Raw genomic sequence first — 24,582 nt, 5'->3', positions numbered from 1 at the left:
CGTAAAATCGCGGGTTAACCACCACAGCCGCGCCCCACGACGCCCTTGACGCACAAGGGCCGGCCGCGAAACTCCTCTGCATGAACGCCCCCGTTGACGTCTCCTTTTTTGCGCGCGCCGCAAAGCCATTGACCAGCTACCGTCCGTACTGGGCCAAGCGCTTTGGCACGGCCCCGTTCCTGCCGATGAGCCGCGCCGAGATGGACAAACTGGGCTGGGACAGCTGCGACATCATCCTGGTGACGGGCGATGCCTATGTGGACCACCCGAGCTTCGGCATGGCCGTGATCGGCCGCACGCTCGAAGCCCAGGGCTTTCGCGTAGGCATCATCGCCCAGCCCGACTGGCAAAGCGCCGAGCCCTTCAAGGTGCTGGGCAAGCCCAACCTGTTCTGGGGCGTGACGGCGGGCAACATGGATTCGATGATCAACCGGTACACCGCCGACCGGAAGATTCGCAGCGACGATGCCTACACCCCTGGCGACGTGGGCGGCAAGCGCCCTGACCGCGCCGCCATCGTCTACAGCCAGCGGTGCCGCGAGGCTTACAAGGACGTGCCCATCATCCTGGGTGGCATCGAAGGCAGCCTGCGCCGCATTGCGCACTACGACTACTGGAGCGACAAGGTGCGCCGCTCCATCGTGGTGGATGCCAAGTGTGACCTGCTGCTGTACGGCAACGCCGAGCGTGCGCTGGTTGAGGTTGCGCACCGCATCGCCGCTCGCGAGCCGGTGGAGCAGATCACCGACGTGCGTGGCACGGCGTTTGTGCGCCGGCCCGACGATGAGACCGGCAAGGGCTGGTTCGAGATTGACTCCACCAGCGTGGACGAGCCTGGCCGCGTGGAGGCGCACGTCAACCCCTACATGACCACCAGTGAGCAGGCCGCCGCCCAGGGTAGCACCTGCAGCAAGGAGGATGCTCCTGATTCCGTAGCAGCTAGCGAAGGTGGAACAGGCGCTGGTGGCCAAAAAGACCCAAAATCTGCCGCGCCCAACCCCGCCATCCAGCCCATGCTGTTCGTGGCGAACCCGGCGCTCAAGGCCAAGCTCAAGGTGCCACCACGCGACAAAAGCGTGATCCGGCTGCCCAGCTACGAGCAGGTCAAAAGCGACCCCGTGCTGTATGCCCATGCCAACCGCGTGCTGCACCTGGAGACCAACCCCGGCAACGCCCGCGCGCTGGTGCAGGCGCATGGCGAGGGCGTGACCGCGCGCGACGTGTGGATCAACCCGCCGCCCATCCCGCTGACCACGGCGGAGATGGACTACGTGTTCGACCTGCCTTACGCCCGTGGCCCGCACCCGAGCTACGCCGACGAGAACGGCAGCCACGACGGCGCGACCAAGATCCCCGCGTGGGAGATGATCCGCTTCTCGATCAACATCATGCGCGGCTGCTTTGGCGGCTGCACCTTCTGCTCGATCACCGAGCACGAGGGCCGCATCATCCAGAGTCGAAGTGAAGATTCGATCATTCAGGAGATCGAGGACATCCGCGACAAGGTCAAAGGCTTTACCGGCACCATCAGCGACCTGGGTGGCCCCACCGCCAACATGTACCGCCTGGGCTGCAAGAGCCCCGAGATCGAAGCCGCCTGCCGCAAACCGAGTTGCGTGTACCCGGGCATCTGCTCCAACCTGGGCACCAACCACGACCCGCTGATCAAGATCTACCGCCGTGGCCGCGCATTGAAGGGCATCAAGAAGATCCTGATCGGCTCGGGCCTGCGCTACGACCTGGCTGTGAAAAGCCCTGAATACGTGAAGGAGCTGGTGCAGCACCACGTAGGCGGGTATCTGAAGATCGCGCCCGAGCACACTGAGCAGGGCCCGCTCACCAAGATGATGAAGCCGGGCATCGGCAGCTATGACAAGTTCAAGCAGATGTTCGAGAAGTTCAGCGAAGAAGCGGGCAAGAAGCAGTTCCTGATCCCGTACTTCATTGCCGCGCACCCGGGCACCAGCGACGAGGACATGATGAACCTCGCCATCTGGCTGAAGAAGAACGGCTTTCGCGCCGACCAGGTGCAGACCTTCTACCCCAGCCCCATGGCCACGGCCACGGCCATGTACCACAGCAACAAGAACCCGCTGCGCAAGATCACGCGCGACAGCGAGGCTGTGGACATCGTGCGCGGCGACAAGCGCCGCCGCCTGCACAAGGCCTTCCTGCGCTACCACGACCCCAACAATTGGCCTCTGCTGCGCGAGGCGCTCAAGGCCATGGGCCGCGCGGATCTGATCGGCAACGGCAAGCACCACCTGATACCGACCTTCCAGCCGCTGACCGACGGCGGATACCAGAGTGCGCGGCGCAAGAACTCGACGCCCGTGGGACAGAAGGCAGAAGCCGCCAAAGTGCTGCCTTCCCGGCCTGCCAAGCCAGGGCAGCCCCAAAAGGGCCGCATGCTGACCCAGCACACCGGCTTGCCGCCGCGTGTGACCGGGGCGGCCAAACCATCGGCACGCAAGCCCCGCTGACCATGCCTGCGCCCAGACGCATCTGTCTGGCCCGTGGGGTTTGCCAGATGTGTCGTGGGAGGCGGATCCACAAGGTACCTCCACCGGCGAATTTGGCGTGCAGATGCGCGCCCGCGACATGGCGCGCCTAGCGCTGCTGTACCTTCCCTGCGTGGATGCGAGTGGAATGGCCGCCAGCTGGTACCGCGCGAGTGGGTCGCCAGGGTGTTTGCGCCCACGGTGTCTATGGGCAAGGGGTCTGCGCGCTACGCCGACCAGTGGTGGAGCATGCCGGTGCGCGGGTTTTCATGGCCATGGGGTTCCACCGGAAAATCCTGCTGGTAATGCCCCGGCACGGCATTGCGGCAGCGTTTACCGGGCGCAAGCACTGGGCCTTTGCGCCCCGGATGGATTTGCTGGATCGCGCGGCCAAAACCCCTTCTGCCGTTTTCAACCAGCGTTGCCAGCCCGGCCGTATCGCTGCTGCGCGATGAATGCAAGCTTCAGCCTTCTGCTGCGTGAGTGCCCACCACCACCGATTGCGGGCCGTCACCGGCGGGCTGTGAGATCAGGTCTTCGATGATGAAGGTACGGTAGTAGAAGGCGGTGACTGCACCTTGGGGGGCAATGGCTTCCACCAGGGTATCGGTGTTGTCTTTGTCGGCCATGGCGATCAGCATGCCGTGGTGGCCAGTGCCCGCCAGGTCGGCAATGCGGCGCACCATGTCGCCCTCGGCGCCCACCGAGGGCATTGGGGCATCTGCCGTGCCCAGGGTGCGGACGATCTCTTGCAGAATGACTTCGGGGCTGGCGTAGGCGGTGTCGCCCTGGTGGCCGGCGGCCTGCAACGCGGTGGCGGCCTGTCGCACGCAGTCCTCGTCGGGGAACAGGGCGAACACATGCCCCGTTGGGTAGAACACGCCGCCCATATTGGTCATGGTGGAGTCAAGAATCATTGGCTTCATGGCCGTCTCCTTTGGAGGGTGGATACGCCTTCCATTGAAGCCGCGGGCCGCTGGAATGCGTGTAGTCCCGGGGGGAGTTCCTGTGTCATCCGCGGGCATCTTTCACCACTTCGCCAGGCGCGGGAGCGCGACGGATTTCACACCATATCGTTCGAAGTTGTATCTGCCGCCACCCATTCGTTGACACCCGGCCTGCGCCAGCGATGATACTCGTGCCCCCTGGCCTGGACGCAGCCATCGCGCTTCCTATCTTCCATTCGTGCACCACGGCGCAGTGGGCGCGGGATATTGCGCAGCTGGGCCAGCAACTTCGATTCAACCTTTGATGGAACTGATAAGGAGAGAGCGGTGCCCACTATTATTTTCGCGTTGAAGCCTTGGTCCTCGTCGACGGCCACCATTTCAAGACATGAGAACTCACTTGGCGGCATTGACAGTACTTCCTGGCCGGTCAATTCGGTAACGGTCGCCGATCCCTACGCCATTGCCGTCGGCCGGATCCTGAATTGGGACGAGGGAACTTTCGATGACCAGGGCGGGATCATCGTGCGCCGTTCCGGGGTGGGGTTCGCCTTTCAAAAGGCATTTGAGCACTACACCAAGGTGACTGGGGAGCCCGCGCCCCATAAATACAAGGTCACGCGCGCGACCTTGTCATTCAGGTACCGCAGCCTGGGCATGACGTTCATGGTGGGCGACGTGCAGCATTCCATCAAGCGCGGCGGGTCGCAGCTCAACCGGTTGTTCTTCTCCAGCAGAATCGGTCCCGACGAGCTTTTTGAGCCGACCGAGCCTGTGCCCATCAAGACCATCGCGCCGTTTGATCCGCGGCACCAGAAGATACCGGCGAGAATCGAGACCAGCCCGCTCGATTATTCAAAGATCAAACCTTTTTACAAGGTTCGTGAGGGAGGCCCGCCACCCATTTCCGTACCAATCGGGTTTGTCACAAATCCGGGTGGGCATGTCCTGAGTGTCGATACCAAAAATGATTACGATGGTGTTTACGTCATTGATTTGACCGGGAAAATAAACCCGCAAAACAGGTTCGGTATCGTTTTTGCGGGTGCACCCCATGGCGAGAGCTTGAGCGATCCCGATATCAGTGTCTTCGATTTTGGTGCGGCGCTTTATTACAATTTTGTTCTGGCGGTCCAAATCGATTTCTGAGGGTTCGGCAGCAGCCGGGTAGCCGTTTGCAAAAGCGATTTCCGCTGCCGACCGTTATTCGGCCCCGCGAAGCAGCCAGGCAGCCAGGCCTGCGCAATGCAGCATGACCGTGGCCCAGTACAGCACGCGGAACGCGGTCTTGCTCGATTTGTGGCGCAGTATCTTCTGGGCGAACCAGGCGCCCGGCCAACCGCCCGCGAGGGCCAGCAGGTGCAGGTGGTTCTCCGCCACGCGCCGTTGGCCGCTTTGCGCAGCGCTCTTGTCCAGGGCGTAGACGATGAAGGTCAGCAGATTGAGCGCCACGGCGGCGCCCAGCAGCCACCAGGGCAATTGGTTGTTCCATGCGCCGAAGGCCAGCATGCCCAGCCACAGCGCCATCAGCAGGAAAGCCAGTCCCTGGAAGGCTGGCGAGGCACCGGATCGACCGGCGCGCGGTGGCTGCGGCCGCCAGGGTGAAGGCGCTTGCGCCTTTTTGCTGCCGCCGGCCGCCGCGCGGGCGGCGGGTGCGGTGACCGCAGGAGTGCCCACGGGCTGCACTGCCATGGCCCGGGGGCCTTTGCCGCGGACATGGATCTCCTGGTAGCTCACCGAATGCCCTTCGAGGGGCGTTCCACCGCCCTCGAAATCCCGCATGTGGAAGAAGACGTCGGCGGGCGTGTCGGGACTGCGGATGAAGCCAAAGGCACGCTCGGCGTTCCAGCGCACCACCGTTCCCTGTTTTTGCATGTCGGTTCTTTGCCTTCAGGCCAGGGTGTGCAGTGGAATGTCCTGCGCCTTTGCCAGCGCATCGAGCTGCGCACGGGTCTGCGTGCGCAAGAAGCCGGCCACGGCCTCGTGTGTGGGCCGGGCGCGCAGCACCTGGGCATCGCCCGTGGCGGGCAGGCCTGCGGCGACGCACAGGCTGGCGGCGAAGTGGGGTTCCAGCGCGGCAACAGCAACACGGCCGTCGGCGCAGGGGTAGATGCGGTAACCCGCGTGGTTGCCGCCCACGTCGCCCTCGGGCGTGGTCAGGCCCCAGTCGCGCGGCTGGGCCAGCCAAGCGGCGGCGTCGGCTAGGGCGACTTCGATGCACACGCCGCTGCCCGTGTGGCCACGCTCCAGCAGGGCCTGCAGCACGGCCTCGCTGGCCATCAGGGCGCCGCCCATGTCGGCGTACAGGGTGGGGGGCATCTCGGTGCCGGTGACCAGCCCGGCATCGGCCAGGTAGGTGAGGTCATGGCCGGGTTCTTCGGCACGCTCGGCCGCAGCGCCCACGATGCGCACCAGCGACAGGCGCGGGTATTTCGATTGCAGCGCCTCCCAGGAGAGGCCCAGCTTGGTGAGCGCCGAGGGGCGAAACGAGGTGATCAGTACATCGGTGCGGGTCAGTTCTTCGTGCAGCGCGGCCTGGCCTTCTGCCGTCTTGAGGTGGGCATGCACCACGCGCACTCCGCTGTGCAGCGTGGCATAGGCCGCTGGGCTGTAGATGCCCATGGGGTCGGCGCTGGGGTGGCCCGGGGCGGGCGGGGGTTCAAGCTTGGTGCAGTCGGCCCCCATGCGCGCGCAGCGCATCAGGGCGGCGGGGCCGGGCAGGTTGAGCGCGAGGCTCAGTACGCGAACGTTGCGCAGGGGCTGGGGCAGGGCGGTTGTCATGGGTGTGGGGTTGTCTCGGTGTTGTGGTTTTGAACGGAAGGAGAAGGCGCGGCGCTGGAACTTCAAGGGGCGCGCGGGCTCACTCCCCGCGTTATACATAATTTGTTACGCTCCCCGACCCATGCAACGCAGAACCTCTTTGGCCGCCCTCACGGGTCTGGCCGCCTTTCCGGGAGCTTTCATGACCTCGTCTTTGAGCAGCGCCGCCACGGCGACCGCGCTGCAGGCGCTCAAGCCCTCGCCCCGCATGCCCGTGCTGTTTGTGGGCCATGGCAGCCCCATGAACGCCATCGAGGACAACGCCTGGCGCCGCAGCTGGCAGGCCATGGGCGCGGAGCTGATGGCACGCGCGGTGCAGCCGCAGCTCATCCTGTGTGTGTCGGCCCACTGGCTCACACGCGGCGGCTGGCAGCTGACGGGCATGGCCAACCCCAAGACGATCCACGACTTCGGCGGCTTTCCGCAGGCACTGTTCGACCAGCGCTACCCCGCGCCCGGTGCGCCGCAGGTGGCGCGCAGCCTGGCCAGCGAACTCAAGTCGCCCGCTACCGGCGGGGCACTGGGCGTGGACGATGGCGAATGGGGTCTGGACCACGGCACCTGGTCGGTGCTCAAGCCCATGTTTCCCAAGGCAGAGATTCCCGTGATGCAGCTCAGCATGGACTACAGCCGTGCCCCGGCGGAGCACTATGCGCTGGGCCAGCAACTCAAGGGCCTGCGCGAGCGGGGTGTGCTCATCGTGGGCAGCGGCAACATCGTGCACAACCTGCGCGCATCCCGCCGTGGCTCGGCCGCCAACGAAGCCTACGACTGGGCGGCCGAGTTCGACACCGTGGTTCAGGAGCAGATCAAGAAGGGCCAGTTGGGCGCCCTGCAGGACTTTCAGAAACTGGGTGCGGTGGCCCAGCAGGCGCACCCCACGCACGAGCACTATCTGCCGCTGCTGTACGCCGCAGGAGCTGTTTTGCCCAGCGAGATGCCGCGTTTCTTCAATACGGGTTACCAGTCGGCGTCGATATCGATGCGGTCGGTGCTGTGGGGGTGATGCAGGATAGCGCCGGCTGCTTCTATTTTGATAGCTGCCAGCGCTTTTGCATCAAGCGCTAGGGATCAAAAAGACGTAAAAATTGGCGGCTTTGCCGATCAGGCGGTGGCCCGGATCGTCAGCCACGGCCAGCGTTCTCGATAGCTTTCAGCCTTGGCCTGGAACAGCGGTAGATGCGGGCATGCGGGGTTGGGTTTGAGCAGTCCTGCGTACAGTTCTTCCAGCCCGTAGGGCGCGTACAGGGTGGACTCGTTGACGCTCAGGTTGTCAGCAGGTTGCAGCCCGACGCAGGTGCAGGGCACCAGAAAACGCTCGATCCCGTTGCGGGCTGATTGCAGTGGCGCATACGGGTAGCCAAACCAGCGTTCGTACCAGAGGTGCACGCGGGCCTGGTTCTTGGCTTCCACGGTGATGGGCAGGTCGGCGAAGAGGGCGGCGACTTGAGCTTGCACCTGCTGCTCTGCCGATTCGGACAAGTCGTTGCCGTCGAAGTAGAACAGGTCGTAGTCCTTGATGTTCGCCGTGGGCGCCACGCCGGAGTGCAGATTCCACACCGTCTGGAACAGGCAACCCGCCACCAGCCACGCATCGGGCAGGCCCAGAAACGGCAAACGCTCCAGAAGGGCCGCGTTGTGCTGGTTCTGGAGCGCTTCGCTCACAAAGCGGCGCTGAAGATCAGAGTGAGGGTTCAAGAGGGCATTCAATGGATTGCGTATCGCCACTGCCCCCCGAACAAGCGCAGCCCATGCGAGGTAGCCGCGCAAGGGCCGCCCCGCCGCGCTGGCTGCGTCCCCCTTCCCGAATTGCGCAGCAATTCGAGAGAAAGGGGGAAGGCGCGCAAGCGCCTCAGGGGGTTAAACCACCTTGGCAATCGCCTGGCAGACGTAGTCGATGTTCTTGCTGTTCAGGGCTGCCACACACATGCGGCCGGTGTCAGTACCGTACACGCCGAACTCATTGCGCAGGCGCACCATCTGGTCCTTGGACAGGCCGGAGTAGCTGAACATGCCTATCTGGGTGGTGATGAAGCTCATGTCTTGCTTCACACCCGCAGCCTTGAGGCCGTCCACCAGCTTCTGGCGCATGGCCTTGATGCGCACGCGCATCTCGCCCAGTTCCTTCTCCCACATCGCGCGCAGCTCAGGATTGTTCAGCACGGCAGCCACCACCGCGCCACCGTGGATGGGTGGGTTGGAGTAGTTGGTGCGGATCACGATCTTGAGCTGGCTCAGCACGCGCGAAGCTTCTTCCTTGTCGGCGCACAGCACGGACAGGCCGCCCACGCGCTCACCGTAGAGGCTGAAGCTCTTGCTGAACGAGGTAGAGACAAAGAAGTTGAGGCCTGCAGCCACGAACTTGCCGATCACGGCACCGTCTTCGGCGATGCCGTGGCCAAAGCCCTGGTAGGCCATGTCGAGGAAGGGCGTCAGGCCCTTGGCCTTGACGGCCGCAATCACTTGGTCCCACTGCTCTGGGGTGATGTCGTAGCCCGTGGGGTTGTGGCAGCAGGCGTGCAGCACAACGATGGTGCCGGGGGCTGCAGCGTTCAGGCTGGCGAGCATGCCTTCGAAGTTCACGCCACGCTTTTCCGCGTCGTAGTACGTGTAGGTATCGACTTCAAAACCGGCGTTGGTGAACAGTGCGCGGTGATTTTCCCAGCTGGGGTCGGAGATCAGCACCTTGGCGTTGGGGCTGAGTTTCTTGAGGAAGTCAGCGCCGATCTTCAGGCCGCCCGTGCCACCCACCGCTTGCACGGTAGCCACGCGGCCCGAGGTGACGGGTTCGCTGTCCGCGCCGAACACCAAAGCCTTCACGGCGTTGTCGTAAGCCACGATGCCGTCGATGGGCAGGTAGCCACGGGCCGTGGGGGTGGACATCATGGTCTTTTCTGCCGCCTGCACGCATTGCAGCAGGGGCAGCTTGCCGTTGTCGTCGAAATAAACGCCGACGCCCAGGTTGACCTTGTTGGGGTTGGTGTCGGCGTTGAATTGCTCGTTGAGGCCCAGGATGGGGTCGCGGGGGGCCATTTCGACGGCGGTGAACAGAGACATGAAAATCCTTGAAAGGTTGTCAGTAGCGAAGAATCCGGGCGTGGTGTACTGTGCCGGGTTCGGCCGATTTTAACGGCCTGCCTCTACCAATCGTTGACCGCACCTATGCCGGATCTCACAGAAGTCATAACGGAAAAGCAAGACGGCGAGTTCGTCCATTTCCCCAACTCTCCCTTCGAACTGTTCCAGCCATACCCACCGGCCGGCGACCAGCCCGAGGCCATCAACAAGCTGGTGGAAGGTTTGAACGATGGGGAAACCTTCCAGACGCTGCTGGGTGTGACGGGCTCTGGAAAGACCTTCACCATGGCCAATGTGATCGCCCGCATGGGGCGCCCGGCCATCGTGTTCGCGCCCAACAAAACCTTGGCCGCGCAGCTGTACAGCGAGTTCCGCGAGTTCTTCCCCAAGAACGCCGTGGAGTATTTCGTGAGCTACTACGACTACTACCAGCCCGAGGCGTATGTGCCGCAGCGCGACCTGTTCATCGAGAAGGACAGCGCCATCAACGAGCACATCGAGCAGATGCGGCTTTCGTGCACCAAGAGCCTCATGGAGCGCACGGATGTGGTCATCGTGGCCACGGTGTCGGCCATCTACGGCATCGGCGAGCCCGAGAGTTACCACCGCATGGTGATGACGCTGCGCACCGGCGACAAGCTGGGCCAGCGCGACGTAATCGCACAGCTGATACGCATGCAATACCAGCGCAATGAGGCTGATTTTTCGCGCGGCAAGTTCCGCGTGCGGGGCGACACCATTGATGTGTTTCCGGCCGAGCATTCCGAGCTGGCCGTGCGCATCGAGCTGTTTGACGACGAGATCGAGAGCCTGCAGCTGTTTGACCCGCTCACGGGCCGGGTTAAGCAGAAGATCCCGCGTTTCACGGTGTACCCGAGCAGCCACTACGTCACGCCACGCGACAAGGTGCTGGCAGCGGTGGAGACCATCAAGGTCGAACTGGCCGAGCGCCTCAAACAGTTGCTGGCCGACGGCAAGCTGGTGGAGGCGCAGCGGCTGGAGCAGCGCACGCGCTTTGACCTGGAGATGCTCAGCGAAGTAGGGCACTGCAAGGGCATCGAGAACTACACGCGCCACCTGTCGGGCGCCGCGCCCGGCGACCCGCCCAGCACGCTGACCGACTACATGCCCAAGAACGCTCTGATGTTCCTGGACGAAAGCCATCAGATGATCGGCCAGCTCAACGCCATGTACAGCGGCGACCGCTCGCGCAAGACCACGCTGGTCGAGTATGGCTTTCGCCTGCCCTCGGCGCTGGACAACAGACCGCTCAAATTCGAGGAGTTCGAACAGCGTATGCGGCAGGTCATCTTTGTCACCGCCACGCCGGCAGACTACGAGCGCACGCACTCCGGTCAGATCGTCGACCAGGTGGTGCGCCCCACCGGACTGGTGGACCCCGAGGTTGAAGTACGTCCCGCCACCCATCAGGTGGATGATGTGCTGCAAGAAATACGCATTCGTGTTGAAAAGCATGAGCGCGTACTCATTACTACACTGACCAAGCGCATGGCTGAACAGTTGACCGACTACCTGACGGACAACGGCGTGAAGGTGCGCTACCTGCACAGCGACGTGGACACGGTGGAGCGGGTGGAGATCATCCGCGACCTGCGCCTGGGCGCCTTTGACGTGCTGGTGGGCATTAACCTGCTGCGCGAAGGCCTGGATATTCCCGAGGTGTCGCTGGTGGCGATTCTGGATGCGGACAAGGAAGGTTTCTTGCGGGCCGAGCGCAGCCTGATTCAGACCATCGGCCGTGCGGCGCGGAACCTCAATGGCCGGGCCATCCTCTATGCGGACCGCATCACCGACTCCATGAAAAAAGCCATGGGCGAGACGGAACGTCGGCGCATCAAGCAGATCGCACACAACGAGGCCCACGGAATCACGCCGCGCAGCATTGTCAAGCGGGTAAGAGACCTGATTGACGGGGTTTACAGCGAAAAGGCCGGTAAGGACGCAGAACGGCTGGAGCAGGAAGCCCTGCAGCGCGCCAAGGTGGAGGACATGTCAGAAAAAGACGTGGCGCGCGAGATCAAGCGGCTGGAAAAACTCATGCTGGAACACGCCCGCAATCTGGAGTTCGAGCAGGCCGCCCGGGTGCGGGACCAGCTCACGCGGCTCAAGGACCAGGCATTTGGTGCACATGGCAATGATTCGGTGGCCTTGTAATGGGCGAAAGAACAATCGGAAATAACTATCGGGTCAATTAAAAACTAGTTGGTTTTTTAACCCGACAGATTCGATAGGGATTTGTGTTATACTCGCACAAAATACTCAAGAAAACAGCCCAGCGATGAAGGGCTCCGTGGCAGGCGACTGTTCGGAGTAAGGGGCGGAGACGGTGCCTTGCTGACCAACAGTCAGTGCAGGCGGTTTCTACAACGAACAAGCCTTAGCACAAGGAGCTTGCGATGCGTCTCACAACCAAAGGCCGTTTTGCGGTCACCGCCATGATTGATCTGGCCCTGCGCCAGAACAATGGCCCAGTCACCCTCGCGGCCATCAGTCAGCGCCAGCAGATATCGCTGTCGTACCTAGAGCAGCTTTTCGGCAAGCTTCGCCGCCATGAACTGGTCGAATCGACCCGTGGCCCCGGTGGCGGCTATACCCTGGCCCGCAAGGCGGGCGACATCACCGTGGCCGACATCATTGTCTCGGTGGATGAGCCCATTGACGCAACGCAGTGCGGTGGCAAGGAAAACTGTCTGGGCGAAGCTGGCCGCTGCATGACGCATGAGCTGTGGGCATCGCTCAACCAACGCATGGTCGAGTTTCTGGATTCCGTCACTCTGCAAAAGCTGGTGGACGAACAGATTGCCAAGGGCGTGCAGATCGAAGACAAGCCGGTGGTACGCCGTGCCATTTCGACGACCCCGGTGGTCAAGCCGATCCGCGTGAATGCTCCGAACTCCGTGTTCGCGCTGGGCAACGTTTTCGCCAAATCCTGATAGCCCAAGGGCTTGTGCCGACCCTGGGGTCGGCACCGCCCTGAACAGTTTTTGAACCCGTTTTTGTTTCTTATTGCGTTTGCCAGCCAGCAACCACTACTGAGCCAGCCATGGACATGACCCCGCACTTCCCCATCTATCTCGACTACGGCGCCACCACCCCCGTGGACCCCCGTGTGGTCGATGCCATGATTCCCTGGTTGCGTGAACACTTCGGCAACCCGGCGTCGCGCAGTCATGCCTGGGGCTGGGAGGCTGAGGAAGCGGTTGAAAAGGCGCGGGTGCAGGTGGCAGACTTGATCGGTGCGGACCCGCGTGAAATCGTGTGGACCAGCGGCGCTACCGAGTCCATCAATCTGGCCTTGAAGGGTGCAGCGCACTTCTACAAAGGCAAGGGCAAGCACCTCATTACGCTCAAGACCGAGCACAAGGCCGTGCTGGACACCATGCGTGAGCTGGAGCGCCAGGGTTTTGAAGCCACTTATCTGGATGTGCAGGAAGACGGTCTGGTCAACATGGATGCCCTGAAGGCCGCCATCCGCCCCGATACGGTACTGATCAGCATCCTGTTCGTGAACAACGAAATCGGCGTGATCCAGGACATCCCTGCTATCGGCGCGCTGTGCCGTGAAAAGGGCATCCTGCTGCACGTGGATGCCGCCCAGGCCACAGGCCGGGTCGAGATCGACATGAACGTGCTGCCCATCGACCTGATGAGCATGACCGCGCACAAGACCTACGGACCCAAGGGCGTTGGCGCGCTGTATGTGCGCCGCAAGCCCCGTGTTCGGCTGGAAGCGCAGATGCACGGCGGTGGTCACGAGCGTGGCATGCGTTCGGGCACCTTGCCCACGCACCAGATCGTGGGCATGGGTGAAGCCTTTCGCATCGCCAAAGAAGAAATGGCCGAGAGCAATGCCAAGGCCCATGCCTTGCAGCAGCGCTTGCTCGATGGCTTGAAGGACATTGAACAGGTGTTCATCAACGGCAGCATGGAGCGCCGCGTGCCGCAGAACCTGAACATGAGCTTCAACTTCGTCGAAGGCGAATCGCTCATCATGGGCATCAAGGGCCTGGCGGTGTCGTCGGGTTCTGCCTGCACATCCGCCAGTCTGGAGCCCAGCTACGTGTTGCGCGCCCTGGGCCGCAGCGATGAGCTGGCGCACAGCAGCCTGCGGATGACCATCGGCCGTTTCACGACCGAAGAAGAGATCGACTACGCCATCTCCACCATCCGCGAGAACGTGGCCCGCCTGCGCGAATTGAGCCCACTGTGGGAGATGTACAAGGACGGCATCGACATCAGCACCATCCAGTGGGCTGCGCACTGATTTCCTGAAGATTTTGGAAGAATTGAAGAGGTACACATCATGGCTTACTCAGAAAAAGTGGTTGACCATTACGAAAACCCCCGCAATGTGGGTTCGTTCGACAAGGGCGACGATTCGGTGGGCACCGGTATGGTGGGCGCGCCCGCCTGCGGCGACGTGATGAAGCTGCAGATCAAGGTGAACCCCGAGACCGGCGTGATTGAAGACGCGCGCTTCAAGACCTACGGCTGTGGCTCGGCCATCGCCTCGTCTTCGCTGGTGACTGAATGGGTCAAGGGCAAGACGCTGGACGAAGCGGCAGCCCTCAAGAACAGCGAGATCGCTGAAGAGCTGGCCCTGCCGCCCGTCAAGATCCATTGCTCCATCCTGGCTGAAGATGCCATCAAGGCTGCTGTGCTCGACTACAAGACCAAGCACGCAGCCACTGCAACTGCCGCTGCCTGATTTGACAGATAAATAGATCGAGAGACATGGCCATTACGCTGACAGAAGCCGCTGCACGGCACGTCAACCGCTACTTGTCCCGCCGAGGCAAGGGCCTGGGAGTGCGCCTGGGAGTCAAGACGACCGGCTGCTCCGGGCTTGCCTACAAGCTCGAATATGTGGACGACAGCGAGCCTGAGGACATCGTGTTCGAGAACCACGGTGTCAAAGTGCTGATTGACCCCAAGAGCCTGGCCTACATCGACGGTACCGAGCTGGACTTTGTGCGCGAGGGTCTCAATGAAGGCTTCAAGTTCAACAACCCCAACGAGCGTGACCGCTGCGGTTGTGGGGAGAGTTTCCGCGTTTGATCACCAGCTGCTTTCGCGCCGTCGAACCGCCATCGCGTCGCGTGCTGGCGGTTTTTTCTTGGATTTCCGCATTCAGCCTACTAGCGCATGAACCTGCAATCTGACGACTTTGAATTGTTTGGCCTTGAGCGCCGCTTTGCCCAGGAGCGCAGCGCCATCGATGCGCGCTGGAAGGAACTGCAGCGCGAAGCCCACCCCGACAAATTCGCGGCGCAGGGTGCGGCGGCGCAACGCGTGGCCATGCAGTGGTCCGTGCGCATCAACGAGGCTTACCAACGCCTGAAAGACCCAATGCGCCGCGCGGCCTACCTGTGTGAACTGCATGCAGCCCCCATCAACGCCGAGGACAACACGGCCATGCCCGCTGCGTTTTTGATGCAGCAGATGGAGTGGCGCGAGGCTTTGGAAGATGCCCGCGAAGAGGGCGAACTCGACACGTTGGACGACGCTGTCGCGCAGGCCCGCAGCGCCGCGCTGGCGCAGTGCGAGCAACTCATCGACCAGCAGCAGGACTACGCGGGCGCGGCCCGCCAGGTCAGAGCCCTCATGTTCATTGCGCGATTTGCCGACGACATTGAACGACGCCGAGAGCAACTGGGACAATAGAGCGGTTTTGCCTTCCCCTTGGGGCCTCTATCGTTTGCTGATCTGACGGTAGGCTCCACCACGTTGAGACCCGAAATTTCATGGCGCTTTTGCAGATTTCCGAACCCGGCCAATCTCCCGACCCACACCAGCGGCGCATTGCCGTGGGCATTGACCTGGGCACGACCCATTCGTTGGTTGCCGCCGTGCGCAATGGCGTGGCAGAGTGCCTGCCCGACGCGCAGGGCAGGGTGCTGCTGCCCTCCGTTGTGCGCTACCTCGAAAACGGTGGTCGCCAGATCGGATATGACGCCGTGGCGGCGCAGGCCCAGGATGCGCGCAACACCATCGCCTCGGCCAAGCGCTTCATGGGGCGTGGCCTGAAAGACGTGGCGGAAGCGGGCAAGTTGCCCTACGACTTCGTGGTTGCTGCCGATAGTGACGAGGGCGGTATGGTCAGTCTCGCTACGGTGGATGGCAACAAGTCGCCCGTTGAGGTCAGCGCTGAGATTCTGGCCACGCTGCGCTACCGGGCCGAAGACACCTTCAACGACGATCTCTATGGCGCCGTCATCACCGTGCCGGCCTACTTTGACGACGCGCAGCGCCAGGCCACCAAGGATGCGGCCAAGCTTGCCGGCATTAACCTGCTGCGCCTGATCAACGAGCCCACCGCTGCCGCGATTGCCTATGGCCTGGACAACGCCAGCGAGGGGGTCTATGCCGTATACGACCTGGGCGGAGGCACCTTTGACATCTCGATCTTGCGCCTGACGCAGGGCGTGTTTGAAGTCATTTCCACGGGGGGTGACTCGGCTTTGGGGGGGGATGACTACGATGCCGCGCTGGCTGACTGGGTCCTGCAACAGCTAGGGCTGCAGGCGACCACTGCAGCCGAAAAATCAGCCGTGCGCATGGCTGCCCGCGCCTGCAAGGAAGCTTTAACCGCTATTAATTCAGTAGCATTCAGCGCTGTACTATCAAGCGCTGAAGCCCGATTTGATGTCAAACGCTCAGACTTTGAAGCGATCACTGCTGAGTTGACGGCCCGTTCCATGGCCGCGGTGCGCCGCGCATTGCGTGACGCCCATTTGACCCGCGACGAGGTGCAAGGCGTGGTGATGGTGGGTGGTTCCACCCGCATGCCGCAAGTGCAGCGTGCCGTGGAGGAGTTCTTCGGCAAGCCGCCGCTGACCAACCTCAATCCCGATGAAGTCGTAGCCTTGGGCGCCGCCATCCAGGCCAACCAGCTGGCGGGCAACAACACCTCAGGTGATCTGCTGCTGCTCGATGTGATTCCGCTGTCGCTGGGCATCGAAACCATGGGCGGGCTGGTGGAACGCATCGTGGCGCGCAACGAGACCATTCCCACCGCCAAGGCGCAGGACTTCACCACGTACAAGGATGGTCAGACCGCCTTGGCGATCCATGTGGTGCAGGGCGAACGCGACCTGGTGCAAGACTGCCGCAGCCTCGCGCGTTTTGAGCTGCGTGGCATCCCGCCCATGGCCGCAGGGGCAGCGCGCATCCGTGTGACCTTTACCGTCGACGCCGATGGACTTTTGAGTGTGAGTGCGAAGGAGCAGGGCAGCGGTGTGGAAGCGCGCATTGATGTGAAGCCGTCGTATGGTCTCTCCGATGACCAGATTGCGCGCATGCTGCAGGACGGCTTTGCCACTGCCGCGCAGGACATGAAGGCTCGCGCCGTGGTCGAGGCGCGCGTGGATGCCGACCGTATGCTGATCGCCACCCAGAGTGCGCTGGATGCGGATGGCGATGTGCTCAACCCCAAGGAGCGCGCCGCCATCGATGCCTTGATGGTGGCCCTGCGCCACCAGCGCGATGCCGATGATGCCGCTGTCATCGAAGCCGCGACCGATGCACTGGCCAAAGGCACCGAAGGTTTTGCGGCCCAGCGCATGAATCGCGGCATCCAGCAGGCATTGGCTGGCAAGAACGTCGCGAGCCTCTGAGCGTGCCCGGCGTATCCCTCTGAACAAGAAAAAGACACCCCATGCCCGTCATCAAAATCCTCCCCCATCCCGAATACTGCCCCGCAGGCACTGAAATCACGGCGCCTGCTGGCACCTCGATCTGCGAAGCGCTGCTGGACAACCACATCAACATCGAGCACGCCTGTGACATGAGCTGCGCCTGCACCACCTGCCACGTTATCGTGCGCCAGGGGCTGAGCTCGCTCAACCAGGCCGAGGAAGAGGAAGAAGACCTGCTGGACCGCGCCTGGGGGCTGGAGCCACAATCGCGCCTGTCGTGCCAGGCCATCCTGGCGCAAACCGATGTGACTGTGGAAATTCCCAAGTACACGATCAACCACGCGAAGGAAAACCACTGATGTCCCGGCAAATTGTTTTGGACACTGAGACGACCGGCCTTTCGGCCGAAGGTGGTGACCGCATCATTGAACTGGGTTGTGTGGAGCTGCTCAACCGCAAGCTGACCGGCAACAACCTGCACCTGTATTTCAACCCGGGCCGCGACAGCCACGAAGACGCGCTGAAGGTGCACGGCATCAGCAATGAGTTTTTGAAGGACAAGCCCAAGTTCGCCGAGGTGGTGGATGACATCCTGCAGTACCTGCAAGGCGCCGAGATCATCATCCACAACGCCGCGTTCGATGTGGGCTTTCTGAACAAGGAGCTGGAACTGGTGGGGCGTCCCGCGTTCCGCACCTATGTGGAGAGCGTGACCGACACGCTGGCCATGGCCAAGGAGATGTACCCGGGCAAGCGCAATTCGCTCGACGCTCTGTGCGACCGCTTGGGTGTGGACAACTCGGGCCGCACGCTGCACGGCGCCTTGCTGGATGCCGAGCTGCTGGCCGATGTATACATCAATCTCACGCGCGGCCAGGATGCCCTGCTGATTTCCGACGATGCGCAGGACAGTGGCGATGGCCTGAAGATCGCAGCCATCGACCTGCGCGGATTGAGCCTGCCCGTCCTGCGTGCCAGTGAGCAGGAACAGGTGGCCCACGCGGAGCTGCTGGCGCAGATCGACAAGGCCAGTGGTGGCAAAACAATTTGGAGAACTGTTCAGGCGGCCTGAAAAGCTGTGCCATAATAGAAGGCTGTCACAGAGACACGGGTGATTAGCTCAGCGGTAGAGCACTGCCTTCACACGGCAGGGGTCACATGTTCGATCCATGTATCACCCACCACGCTTTTTGACTTCTTGCGAATGCACTCTGTTTCAGGGTGCCTACGTCGGGTGATTAGCTCAGCGGTAGAGCACTGCCTTCACACGGCAGGGGTCACATGTTCGATCCATGTATCACCCACCAATTTGAAAACCCCTGCAGATTTTGGTCTGCAGGGGTTTTTTCATGGGCGTTTGCATAGGCGGCTGTTTCGCCTGCTGCACGCCGCAGAGAGGCTAAAGTGTCGGACCGTGATTCCACGGCAGTTGCATTTCCTGGAACCGCACTCGCTGTCCTCTGGCCTCTTTGCCGCTATCGATACGCCCTGACCCATGATCACCTTCCACAATCCGTTTCACCAGGGTCACGCCCCCGTCCATGAATTTTTTCGCGGCGAACGCGTGCCGTGTTTTGAGAAGCCTGCACGCGTGGACTATGTCGAAGAGGCGCTGCGGGCGCGCGGCCATGGCCTGATGGCCCCGGATGTGGATAGCGCCCCCGTGTTGTCTCAGGTGCACGCGCCACGGTATTTGGCCTTTTTGCAGACCGCTTGGCGGCATTGGCTGGCCCTCGATCCTGCCAACGCTGGAGTGCAGCCATTCCCGTCGGTCTGGCCCGTGCGTACCTTGCGCAGTGATCTGGAGCCTGAGAATTTTGTGGCACGCCTGGGCCTGTACTCCATGGACAACGGTACGCCCATGGCGTCGGGTACCTGGGCTGCAGCCAAGGCGGGAGCCGATGCTGCCGCCAGCGCTGCGACCCTTGTGGCGCAAGGGGCCCGCGCGGCGTTTTGCTGCACACGGCCGCCCGGCCACCATGCCGGCCCCGACTTCATGGGCGGCTATTGTTTTCTGAACAATGCTGCCGTGGCCGCACAGGTGCTGCGCAACCAGGGTGCACAGCGTGTGGCGTTGCTGGATGTGGACTACCACCATGGCAACGGCACACAAAGCATCTTCTACGACCGGGCCGATGTGCTGTTCATCAGCATCCATGGCGATCCACGCACCGAGTACCCGTTTTATCTAGGCCATGCGGACGAAACCGGGGTGGGTCAGGGCGCGGGTTTCAATTTGAACCTGCCGCTGCCTGCAGGCACCAGTGCGACGACCTGGTTCGATGCGCTGGAAAGCGCCTGTGCGCGTATTGCCAGCCAGGGTGCTGACGCCCTGGTGGTCTCCCTCGGGCTCGATACCTTTGAGGGCGATCCCATCTCCAAGTTTGCGCTGGCGTCCGCCGATTTCACCCGGGTGGGTGAGCGCCTTGCACGGGCGGGCCTGCCCACCGTCTTTGTGCTGGAAGGTGGCTATGCGGCTACAGAACTGGGCACCAACGCCGTCAATGTGCTCGACGGGTTCGAGCAGGTTTGAGGATGCGGTGCCTATTGGAGGGCTGAGTGATGGCGGATGCTGTTGATTGTGTGGTGGTTGGTGCGGGTGTCGTGGGCCTTGCCGTCGCGCGGGCGCTGGCCCTGCAGGGCCGCGAAGTGATGGTGCTGGAGTCTGCCGATGCCATCGGAACGGGTATCAGCTCGCGCAACAGCGAGGTGATCCATGCCGGGATCTACTACCCTACCGATTCGTTGAAGGCCAAGCTGTGCGTGCGAGGCCGAGACATGCTGTATGCCTACTGCATTGAGCGCAATGTGCCTCACCGCCGCTGCGGCAAACTCCTGGTGGCAACCTCGACGGGCCAGTTGTCAAGTCTTGAGTCCATCCAGGCGCGGGCGCAAGCCAACGGCGTACTGGATTTGCGCTGGCTAGGTCGCCATGAAGCCCAGGCCATGGAACCTGCGCTGGAATGTGTTGCCGCTTTGTTTTCGCCCAGTACCGGCATTGTGGACAGCCATGCCCTGATGCTCGCGCTGCAGGGCGATCTGGAGCATGCGGGGGGACTTGTTGCACTGAATTCGCCCCTGGCGCTTGCGGAATGTGCGCAAGATGCTATAAATTTGGAAGCATTCGACGGTACGCGCTTGCGAGCGCGCACGGTGGTCAATGCAGCAGGGCTGCACGCCCCCGCGCTGGCCCGCCGATTCGCAGGGCTGGGGGTGGATCATGTGCCCCATGCTCGCTGTGCCAAAGGCAGCTATTTCACGCTGTCCGGCAAAGCCCCCTTCAGCCGCTTGATCTACCCCGTGCCCGAGGCCGCAGGCCTGGGCGTGCATCTGACACTGGACCTGGGTGGGCAGGCCAAGTTCGGCCCCGACGTGCAGTGGGTGGATTCGCCAGATGACCTGTTGGTAGACCCCGCACGCGGAGATGCGTTTTACGCCGAGGTCCGCAAGTACTGGCCCGCACTGCGCGACGGGGAGCTGGCACCCGGCTATGCGGGCATGCGGCCCAAGATCCACGGACCGGATGAGCCGGCAGCGGACTTTGTGATCCAGGGACCATCAGTCCATGGCATCCCCGGTCTCGTGAACCTGTTTGGCATTGAGTCCCCGGGGTTGACAAGTTCTCTGGCGATTGCAGAACATGTGGCCGCACTCGTTTGATCTGGGGCAAGCCATTTGCAATCGGTAACCTCTTGAGACCCCGTCCTACGAAGGGGAACAGAGCGGATGACTAAGATGAACTGGTGTTTTGCACGGCTCTGCCGACAGGGCTGACTGATTTTTTTGTTGCTTAAAGAAAGGCTTGTATGACTGCTTCCGACACCACCACGACCCAGGGCGAACTGGAAAAGCTGGTTTCTGATCTGCGGGGGCTACTGGCCAACAAAGATCTCGACGCGGTTCCGGAAATCAAGCTGCTGCGCCAGCGTCTTGACGATGGCATGCACAACGTGCGCGAGTCTGCCGTGCGTGCGGCGCAAGATGCCGCCCGCCAGGCCAAAGAAGCGGCACTTGCGGCCGACCGCTATGCGCATGATGAACCCTGGCGCGTGGCCGGGGCCGCACTGGCGGTGGGCGCGCTGGTGGGCTTCCTGCTTGCACGCCGCTGATCCGGGCCGTCAGGGCTCGGTTGCACAACACGGGGGCTGCGCATGAACTGGCTTTCTCTTCTGGGGCTGGAGTCGCTGGTGGCCCGGTGGCGCGCCAATGTGATCGAAGGCGCCATTGCGGCCGAAGACCGGATGGACCTCGCCCGTCTGGAATGGCAGGATCAGAAACAACGCCTGCAGCAGATGCTGGTGTTGACCATCGTGGTGGCAGGGCTCACGGTGGTGGCCTTGATCATGCTTTCGTTGGCGGTGCTGGTTCATTTCTGGGATACCCCCCATCGCACGCTGGTGGCCTGGTTGGTCGCGGCCGTGTGGACTGTGGGATGGGCCGCGACGCTGATGTCGCTGGTTTCCGTGGTTCAGAAGGCGGGCAATGGCTTCGCCCTCACGCGCCGCGAACTCGCACAGGACTGGCGTGACATCAAGGAGCGTTTGTAATGGCGACGACCCCTTCATCTCCATCTCCCATGTCGCAGCCTGTGTTTCCCCCGCCGACGGCTGCCCAGCAGCGGGTGCTGGACCGCATTGCCCTGCAACGCGAACGTCTTCGCGCTCGCAGGGCTGCGCGAGCCCAGTCGCTGGCCTTGGCGCAGCGTGACCCTGGGGCAGGCGGCATGGACGAATCCATGGCGCTTCGCGCTGCAGGGTTTGCGCGGGAGCATCCCCTGGCGGTTGCGGCCATGGCAGGGGTTGCCTTGGTGGCAGGGCCGCGCCGCCTGATTCGTTGGGCGGGTGTGCTGCTGCCCATGTTGATGCGGCTGCGGCGCTAGGCCGGTGCTGCACGCACCTGCGCAAGGCGGCCTGCCTCTCGCAAACACAAAGAGCCGCTGATCACAGCGGCTCTTTGTGTTTCCGGTTCAGCGGGGCGACCTGGACTCAACCCATGGCTTTGATGGCCTTTGCGGCCTTCACCACCAAAGCGGGGCCTTCGTAGATCAGTCCGGTATAGATCTGCACCACGTCGGCGCCCGCGCGGACTTTGCTGACGGCATCCTCTGCGCTCATGATGCCGCCCACACCAATGATGGGAAAGCGGCTGCCCAGTGCGGCCCGCAACTGGCGGATGACCTGGTTGCTGGCCTCCAAAACCGGCGCTCCGCTCAGGCCGCCGGTCTCTCCTGCATGGCGCAGGCCTTGCACGGCAGTGCGGCTGATGGTGGTATTGGTCGCGATCACGCCGTCCATCCCGTGGCGTTGCAGTGTGGCGGCGATCACGGACACCTGGGCTTCGTCGAGGTCGGGGGCAATCTTCACAAACACCGGCACGCGGCGGCCATGCTGTGTGGCCAGGGCCTCACGCCTTTCGGCGATGGCACCCAGCAGGGCGTCCAGGGCAGCGTCGCTTTGCAGAGCGCGCAGGTTCTGGGTGTTGGGTGAGCTGATGTTGACTGTGACGTAGTCAGCGTGGGCGTAGACGCCCTCCAGGCAGGTCAGGTAGTCGCTGGTGGCATTCTCGATGGGGGTGGTGGCGTTCTTTCCGATGTTGAGGCCCAGCAGAAGGGGATGTTTGCGGCTTTGGGTGCGAAATTGCGCCTGCTGCACGTTGTGCAGGAAGGCGTCCAGGCCCTCGTTGTTGAAGCCCAGGCGGTTGATCAGCGCCCGGGCTTCGGGCAGGCGGAACATGCGCGGCTTGGGGTTGCCGGGCTGCGCCTTGGGCGTCACCGTGCCCACTTCGACAAAGCCGAAGCCCATGGCACCCAGTGCGTCGATGCAGCGGGCGTTCTTGTCCAGGCCTGCCGCCATACCCACGCGGTTGGGAAAGGTCAGGCCTGCCAGTTCCACGGGGTCGTCCACGGTTTCGTTGCACCAGGCCCACTGCAGCGGAGTGCGCTGCCCGCGTGCCAGCATGTCCATGGTGAGTTCGTGGGCGGTCTCGGCATCCATGCCAAAGAGAAAGGGGCGGGTGAGGGCGTAGGGGATCAGGGACATGGAGGGATAATTCAAGAATTACCCCTGATTTTCTCCCATGACGACCACTCCTTCCCTGACCCAAGACGAACTCAAGACCCTGGTAGGCCAAGCCGCACTGCAATATGTGGTGCCTGGCGAGATTGTGGGCGTAGGCACCGGCTCCACCGTCAACAAGTTCATTGACGCACTGGCTACCATCAAGGACCAGATCAAGGGTGCTGTCTCCAGCTCGGTGGCCAGCACGGAGCGGCTCAAGGCGCTCGGTATTCCAGTGTTTGATGCCAACGAAGTGGCTTCGCTTGCGGTCTACATCGACGGTGCCGACGAGATCGATGGCAAAGGCCATATGGTCAAGGGCGGTGGCGCTGCGCTGACGCGCGAGAAGATCGTCGCGGCACTGGCCACGCGTTTTGTGTGTATTGCCGATGAATCCAAGCTGGTCCAGGCGCTGGGGCAGTTTCCCTTGCCGGTCGAGGTGATCCCCATGGCTGCCAACCACATTGCACGGCGTTTTGCGGCGATGGGGGGGCAGGCGCAGCTGCGGATACGGGATGGGCAACCCCTGGTGACCGACAACGGTCAACACATCCTGGATGTCCGTGGGCTCTCGATCGCGGACCCGTTGGCGTTTGAATCCGACATCAACCAGTGGCCGGGGGTGGTGACGGTGGGGGTTTTTGCCCACCAGAAGGCGTCTGTCTGCCTGTTGGGCACCGCACAGGGTGTGAAAACGCTCACCTACTGAGCATGAACTCCTGAGCAGTTTTTCCGGCAAAGAAAAAGGGGCCTGAATAGGCCCCTTTGTTTTGGCAGTTGGCCGCGCGTTCCCGCACTCCGAGATCAGAACCGGATACCTGCGGGATTGCTGGGTGATGGCCCATCATTGACAGGTGCGGGCGGGCGTGCCCTGGACGGTGCTGCGGGCGCTGGGGCCGAGGCCGCTGCTGCGGGTTCTGCCGCCTTGACGGCCACCAATGGCGTGGGCGCTGGCTGGCGGTAGTTTCGGGGCAGTGCGGATTGTTTCGGGTAACCCGCAGCGTCCAGATACTGTACCCATTCCCCTTCGGAAAAGCCTGCGAGCTGCTGGCCGCCGATGGTGCCGAAGGGCAGGCCGGTACCGCCACTCAACCTTTGAAACGCCGCTATGTCTTCGTTGCTGGACACGGTGCGCTCGGTAAACGGGACACCCCGTGACGTGAGCAGGTTGCGCGCAGAGGTGCAGGGCGGGCAGTCGTTGCCGGTGTAGAGAGTGACCGGAAAGCGGTTGGCAACCTGGCGCAGCTCGTAGGGCAGCGCGCCGTTGGCAATAGCGGGCGCCTCGTTGGCCGTGCGGGCGGGCTGCGCGTTGGCATTGGCGTCGGCGGGAGGTCGGTCCGAAAACGTCACTTTGCCATCCGGGCCGACGATGCGGTAGACGCCTTGTGCTTGCACGCTGGCGCAGGCCAGTGTCATCAGCAAAGTCGCCAACAGGGGGGCGGTCAGTGGCTTGTGCATGTTCATTCTCCTTGCTCCTTCTTTGTCGTCAGGCCTGGGTGCAACGTGTGCATTTCAGACCGTG

26 protein-coding genes and 2 tRNA genes are annotated in these 24,582 nt (G+C 62.6%); 20 read left to right on the top strand and 8 right to left on the bottom strand.

The features are described from left to right. The first annotated feature begins 80 nt into the window (after positions 1-80). Positions 81-2,483 (top strand): YgiQ family radical SAM protein, encoded by a 2,403-nt coding sequence (locus ACQ4MJ_RS09085; RefSeq protein ID WP_431152930.1) that lies wholly within the window; start codon positions 81-83, stop codon positions 2,481-2,483. Between the two features lie 245 nt (positions 2,484-2,728). On the opposite strand, the gene ACQ4MJ_RS09080 is transcribed toward ACQ4MJ_RS09085, so the two are convergent. Together ACQ4MJ_RS09080 and ACQ4MJ_RS09075 are read right to left on the bottom strand one after the other, a co-directional pair. Then, positions 2,729-2,962, bottom strand: coding sequence for a hypothetical protein (locus ACQ4MJ_RS09080; RefSeq protein WP_431152931.1), 234 nt, complete (start codon positions 2,960-2,962; stop codon positions 2,729-2,731). A gap of 3 nt (positions 2,963-2,965) precedes the next feature. Beyond that, the gene (locus ACQ4MJ_RS09075; RefSeq protein WP_431152932.1) at positions 2,966-3,427 is read right to left on the bottom strand and encodes a hypothetical protein; all 462 of its coding nucleotides are present in this window, start codon (positions 3,425-3,427) and stop codon (positions 2,966-2,968) included. A gap of 348 nt (positions 3,428-3,775) precedes the next feature. Between ACQ4MJ_RS09075 and ACQ4MJ_RS09070 the strand changes: the two genes are divergently transcribed. Next, positions 3,776-4,597 carry a hypothetical protein gene (locus ACQ4MJ_RS09070; protein ID WP_431152933.1) on the top strand — a complete coding sequence of 274 codons (822 nt, stop codon included), beginning with the start codon at positions 3,776-3,778 and terminating at the stop codon, positions 4,595-4,597. A 54-nt stretch (positions 4,598-4,651) separates the two neighbouring features. On the opposite strand, the gene ACQ4MJ_RS09065 is transcribed toward ACQ4MJ_RS09070, so the two are convergent. Together ACQ4MJ_RS09065 and ACQ4MJ_RS09060 are read right to left on the bottom strand one after the other, a co-directional pair. Continuing rightward, positions 4,652-5,323 carry a DUF1294 domain-containing protein gene (locus ACQ4MJ_RS09065; RefSeq protein ID WP_431152934.1) on the bottom strand — a complete coding sequence of 224 codons (672 nt, stop codon included), beginning with the start codon at positions 5,321-5,323 and terminating at the stop codon, positions 4,652-4,654. Between the two features lie 15 nt (positions 5,324-5,338). Then, complete coding sequence (locus ACQ4MJ_RS09060) at positions 5,339-6,229, bottom strand: CoA transferase (RefSeq protein ID WP_431152935.1); 891 nt, start codon at positions 6,227-6,229, stop codon at positions 5,339-5,341. A 139-nt stretch (positions 6,230-6,368) separates the two neighbouring features. Between ACQ4MJ_RS09060 and ygiD the strand changes: the two genes are divergently transcribed. After that, entirely contained in the window at positions 6,369-7,274 is a 906-nt protein-coding gene (ygiD, locus tag ACQ4MJ_RS09055; protein WP_431153091.1) for a 4,5-DOPA dioxygenase extradiol, read from the top strand. Positions 7,275-7,372: 98 nt separating this feature from the next. On the opposite strand, the gene ACQ4MJ_RS09050 is transcribed toward ygiD, so the two are convergent. After that, positions 7,373-7,966 carry a nucleotidyltransferase family protein gene (locus ACQ4MJ_RS09050; protein WP_431152936.1) on the bottom strand — a complete coding sequence of 198 codons (594 nt, stop codon included), beginning with the start codon at positions 7,964-7,966 and terminating at the stop codon, positions 7,373-7,375. Between the two features lie 162 nt (positions 7,967-8,128). Further along, positions 8,129-9,325: an amino acid aminotransferase gene (locus ACQ4MJ_RS09045; protein WP_055395858.1), complete on the bottom strand. Its 1,197-nt coding sequence runs from the start codon at positions 9,323-9,325 to the stop codon at positions 8,129-8,131. Positions 9,326-9,430: 105 nt separating this feature from the next. Here ACQ4MJ_RS09045 and uvrB point away from each other — a divergent pair, with 105 nt between their 5' ends. The 16 genes from uvrB to ACQ4MJ_RS08965 all read left to right on the top strand — a co-directional run bounded on the left by uvrB (position 9,431) and on the right by ACQ4MJ_RS08965 (position 21,883). Continuing rightward, the gene (gene uvrB / locus ACQ4MJ_RS09040) at positions 9,431-11,521 is read left to right on the top strand and encodes an excinuclease ABC subunit UvrB (RefSeq protein WP_121506484.1); all 2,091 of its coding nucleotides are present in this window, start codon (positions 9,431-9,433) and stop codon (positions 11,519-11,521) included. Between the two features lie 242 nt (positions 11,522-11,763). After that, on the top strand, positions 11,764-12,300 hold the full coding sequence (gene iscR, locus ACQ4MJ_RS09035; RefSeq protein ID WP_008904778.1) for a Fe-S cluster assembly transcriptional regulator IscR: 537 nt from the start codon (positions 11,764-11,766) through the stop codon (positions 12,298-12,300). Positions 12,301-12,410: 110 nt separating this feature from the next. Continuing rightward, the gene (locus ACQ4MJ_RS09030; protein WP_121420095.1) at positions 12,411-13,631 is read left to right on the top strand and encodes an IscS subfamily cysteine desulfurase; all 1,221 of its coding nucleotides are present in this window, start codon (positions 12,411-12,413) and stop codon (positions 13,629-13,631) included. A 39-nt stretch (positions 13,632-13,670) separates the two neighbouring features. Next, positions 13,671-14,075, top strand: coding sequence for a Fe-S cluster assembly scaffold IscU (iscU, locus tag ACQ4MJ_RS09025; protein WP_121420096.1), 405 nt, complete (start codon positions 13,671-13,673; stop codon positions 14,073-14,075). 26 nt (positions 14,076-14,101) lie between these two features. Beyond that, the gene (gene iscA, locus ACQ4MJ_RS09020) at positions 14,102-14,425 is read left to right on the top strand and encodes an iron-sulfur cluster assembly protein IscA (protein WP_008904781.1); all 324 of its coding nucleotides are present in this window, start codon (positions 14,102-14,104) and stop codon (positions 14,423-14,425) included. Between the two features lie 87 nt (positions 14,426-14,512). Continuing rightward, positions 14,513-15,031 (top strand): Fe-S protein assembly co-chaperone HscB, encoded by a 519-nt coding sequence (gene hscB, locus ACQ4MJ_RS09015; protein ID WP_218301025.1) that lies wholly within the window; start codon positions 14,513-14,515, stop codon positions 15,029-15,031. An 80-nt stretch (positions 15,032-15,111) separates the two neighbouring features. Further along, positions 15,112-16,983 carry a Fe-S protein assembly chaperone HscA gene (gene hscA / locus ACQ4MJ_RS09010; RefSeq protein ID WP_431152937.1) on the top strand — a complete coding sequence of 624 codons (1,872 nt, stop codon included), beginning with the start codon at positions 15,112-15,114 and terminating at the stop codon, positions 16,981-16,983. 41 nt (positions 16,984-17,024) lie between these two features. Then, positions 17,025-17,363, top strand: coding sequence for an ISC system 2Fe-2S type ferredoxin (fdx, locus tag ACQ4MJ_RS09005; protein WP_055395870.1), 339 nt, complete (start codon positions 17,025-17,027; stop codon positions 17,361-17,363). Next, positions 17,363-18,076 (top strand): DNA polymerase III subunit epsilon, encoded by a 714-nt coding sequence (dnaQ, locus tag ACQ4MJ_RS09000; protein WP_431152938.1) that lies wholly within the window; start codon positions 17,363-17,365, stop codon positions 18,074-18,076. Before fdx ends, dnaQ begins: the two co-directional genes overlap by 1 nt. A 37-nt stretch (positions 18,077-18,113) precedes the next feature. Beyond that, a tRNA-Val gene (locus tag ACQ4MJ_RS08995) sits at positions 18,114-18,188 on the top strand. Between the two features lie 48 nt (positions 18,189-18,236). Beyond that, positions 18,237-18,311 (top strand) — tRNA-Val (locus tag ACQ4MJ_RS08990). 188 nt (positions 18,312-18,499) lie between these two features. Continuing rightward, positions 18,500-19,537: a histone deacetylase family protein gene (locus ACQ4MJ_RS08985; protein WP_431152939.1), complete on the top strand. Its 1,038-nt coding sequence runs from the start codon at positions 18,500-18,502 to the stop codon at positions 19,535-19,537. A 29-nt stretch (positions 19,538-19,566) separates the two neighbouring features. Continuing rightward, the gene (locus tag ACQ4MJ_RS08980) at positions 19,567-20,664 is read left to right on the top strand and encodes an NAD(P)/FAD-dependent oxidoreductase (RefSeq protein WP_431152940.1); all 1,098 of its coding nucleotides are present in this window, start codon (positions 19,567-19,569) and stop codon (positions 20,662-20,664) included. A 146-nt stretch (positions 20,665-20,810) separates the two neighbouring features. Then, complete coding sequence (locus tag ACQ4MJ_RS08975; RefSeq protein ID WP_008904788.1) at positions 20,811-21,113, top strand: DUF883 family protein; 303 nt, start codon at positions 20,811-20,813, stop codon at positions 21,111-21,113. Positions 21,114-21,155: 42 nt separating this feature from the next. After that, positions 21,156-21,551: a phage holin family protein gene (locus ACQ4MJ_RS08970; RefSeq protein ID WP_055395878.1), complete on the top strand. Its 396-nt coding sequence runs from the start codon at positions 21,156-21,158 to the stop codon at positions 21,549-21,551. Beyond that, complete coding sequence (locus ACQ4MJ_RS08965) at positions 21,551-21,883, top strand: hypothetical protein (RefSeq protein ID WP_121420102.1); 333 nt, start codon at positions 21,551-21,553, stop codon at positions 21,881-21,883. Before ACQ4MJ_RS08970 ends, ACQ4MJ_RS08965 begins: the two co-directional genes overlap by 1 nt. Positions 21,884-21,989: 106 nt before the next feature. On the opposite strand, the gene ACQ4MJ_RS08960 is transcribed toward ACQ4MJ_RS08965, so the two are convergent. After that, positions 21,990-23,042 (bottom strand): quinone-dependent dihydroorotate dehydrogenase, encoded by a 1,053-nt coding sequence (locus ACQ4MJ_RS08960; protein WP_121506479.1) that lies wholly within the window; start codon positions 23,040-23,042, stop codon positions 21,990-21,992. Positions 23,043-23,079: 37 nt separating this feature from the next. On the opposite strand from ACQ4MJ_RS08960, the gene rpiA reads away from it, so the two are divergent. Continuing rightward, entirely contained in the window at positions 23,080-23,769 is a 690-nt protein-coding gene (gene rpiA, locus ACQ4MJ_RS08955) for a ribose-5-phosphate isomerase RpiA (protein WP_431152941.1), read from the top strand. 95 nt (positions 23,770-23,864) lie between these two features. On the opposite strand, the gene ACQ4MJ_RS08950 is transcribed toward rpiA, so the two are convergent. Beyond that, positions 23,865-24,518: a DUF4124 domain-containing protein gene (locus ACQ4MJ_RS08950; RefSeq protein WP_370108469.1), complete on the bottom strand. Its 654-nt coding sequence runs from the start codon at positions 24,516-24,518 to the stop codon at positions 23,865-23,867. Between the last annotated feature and the right edge of the window lie 64 nt (positions 24,519-24,582).

The organism is Acidovorax facilis, from assembly GCF_050626955.1.
Classification (GTDB): Bacteria; Pseudomonadota; Gammaproteobacteria; order Burkholderiales; family Burkholderiaceae_C; genus Acidovorax; species Acidovorax facilis.
This window is presented reverse-complemented; position numbering and strand designations above follow the sequence as displayed.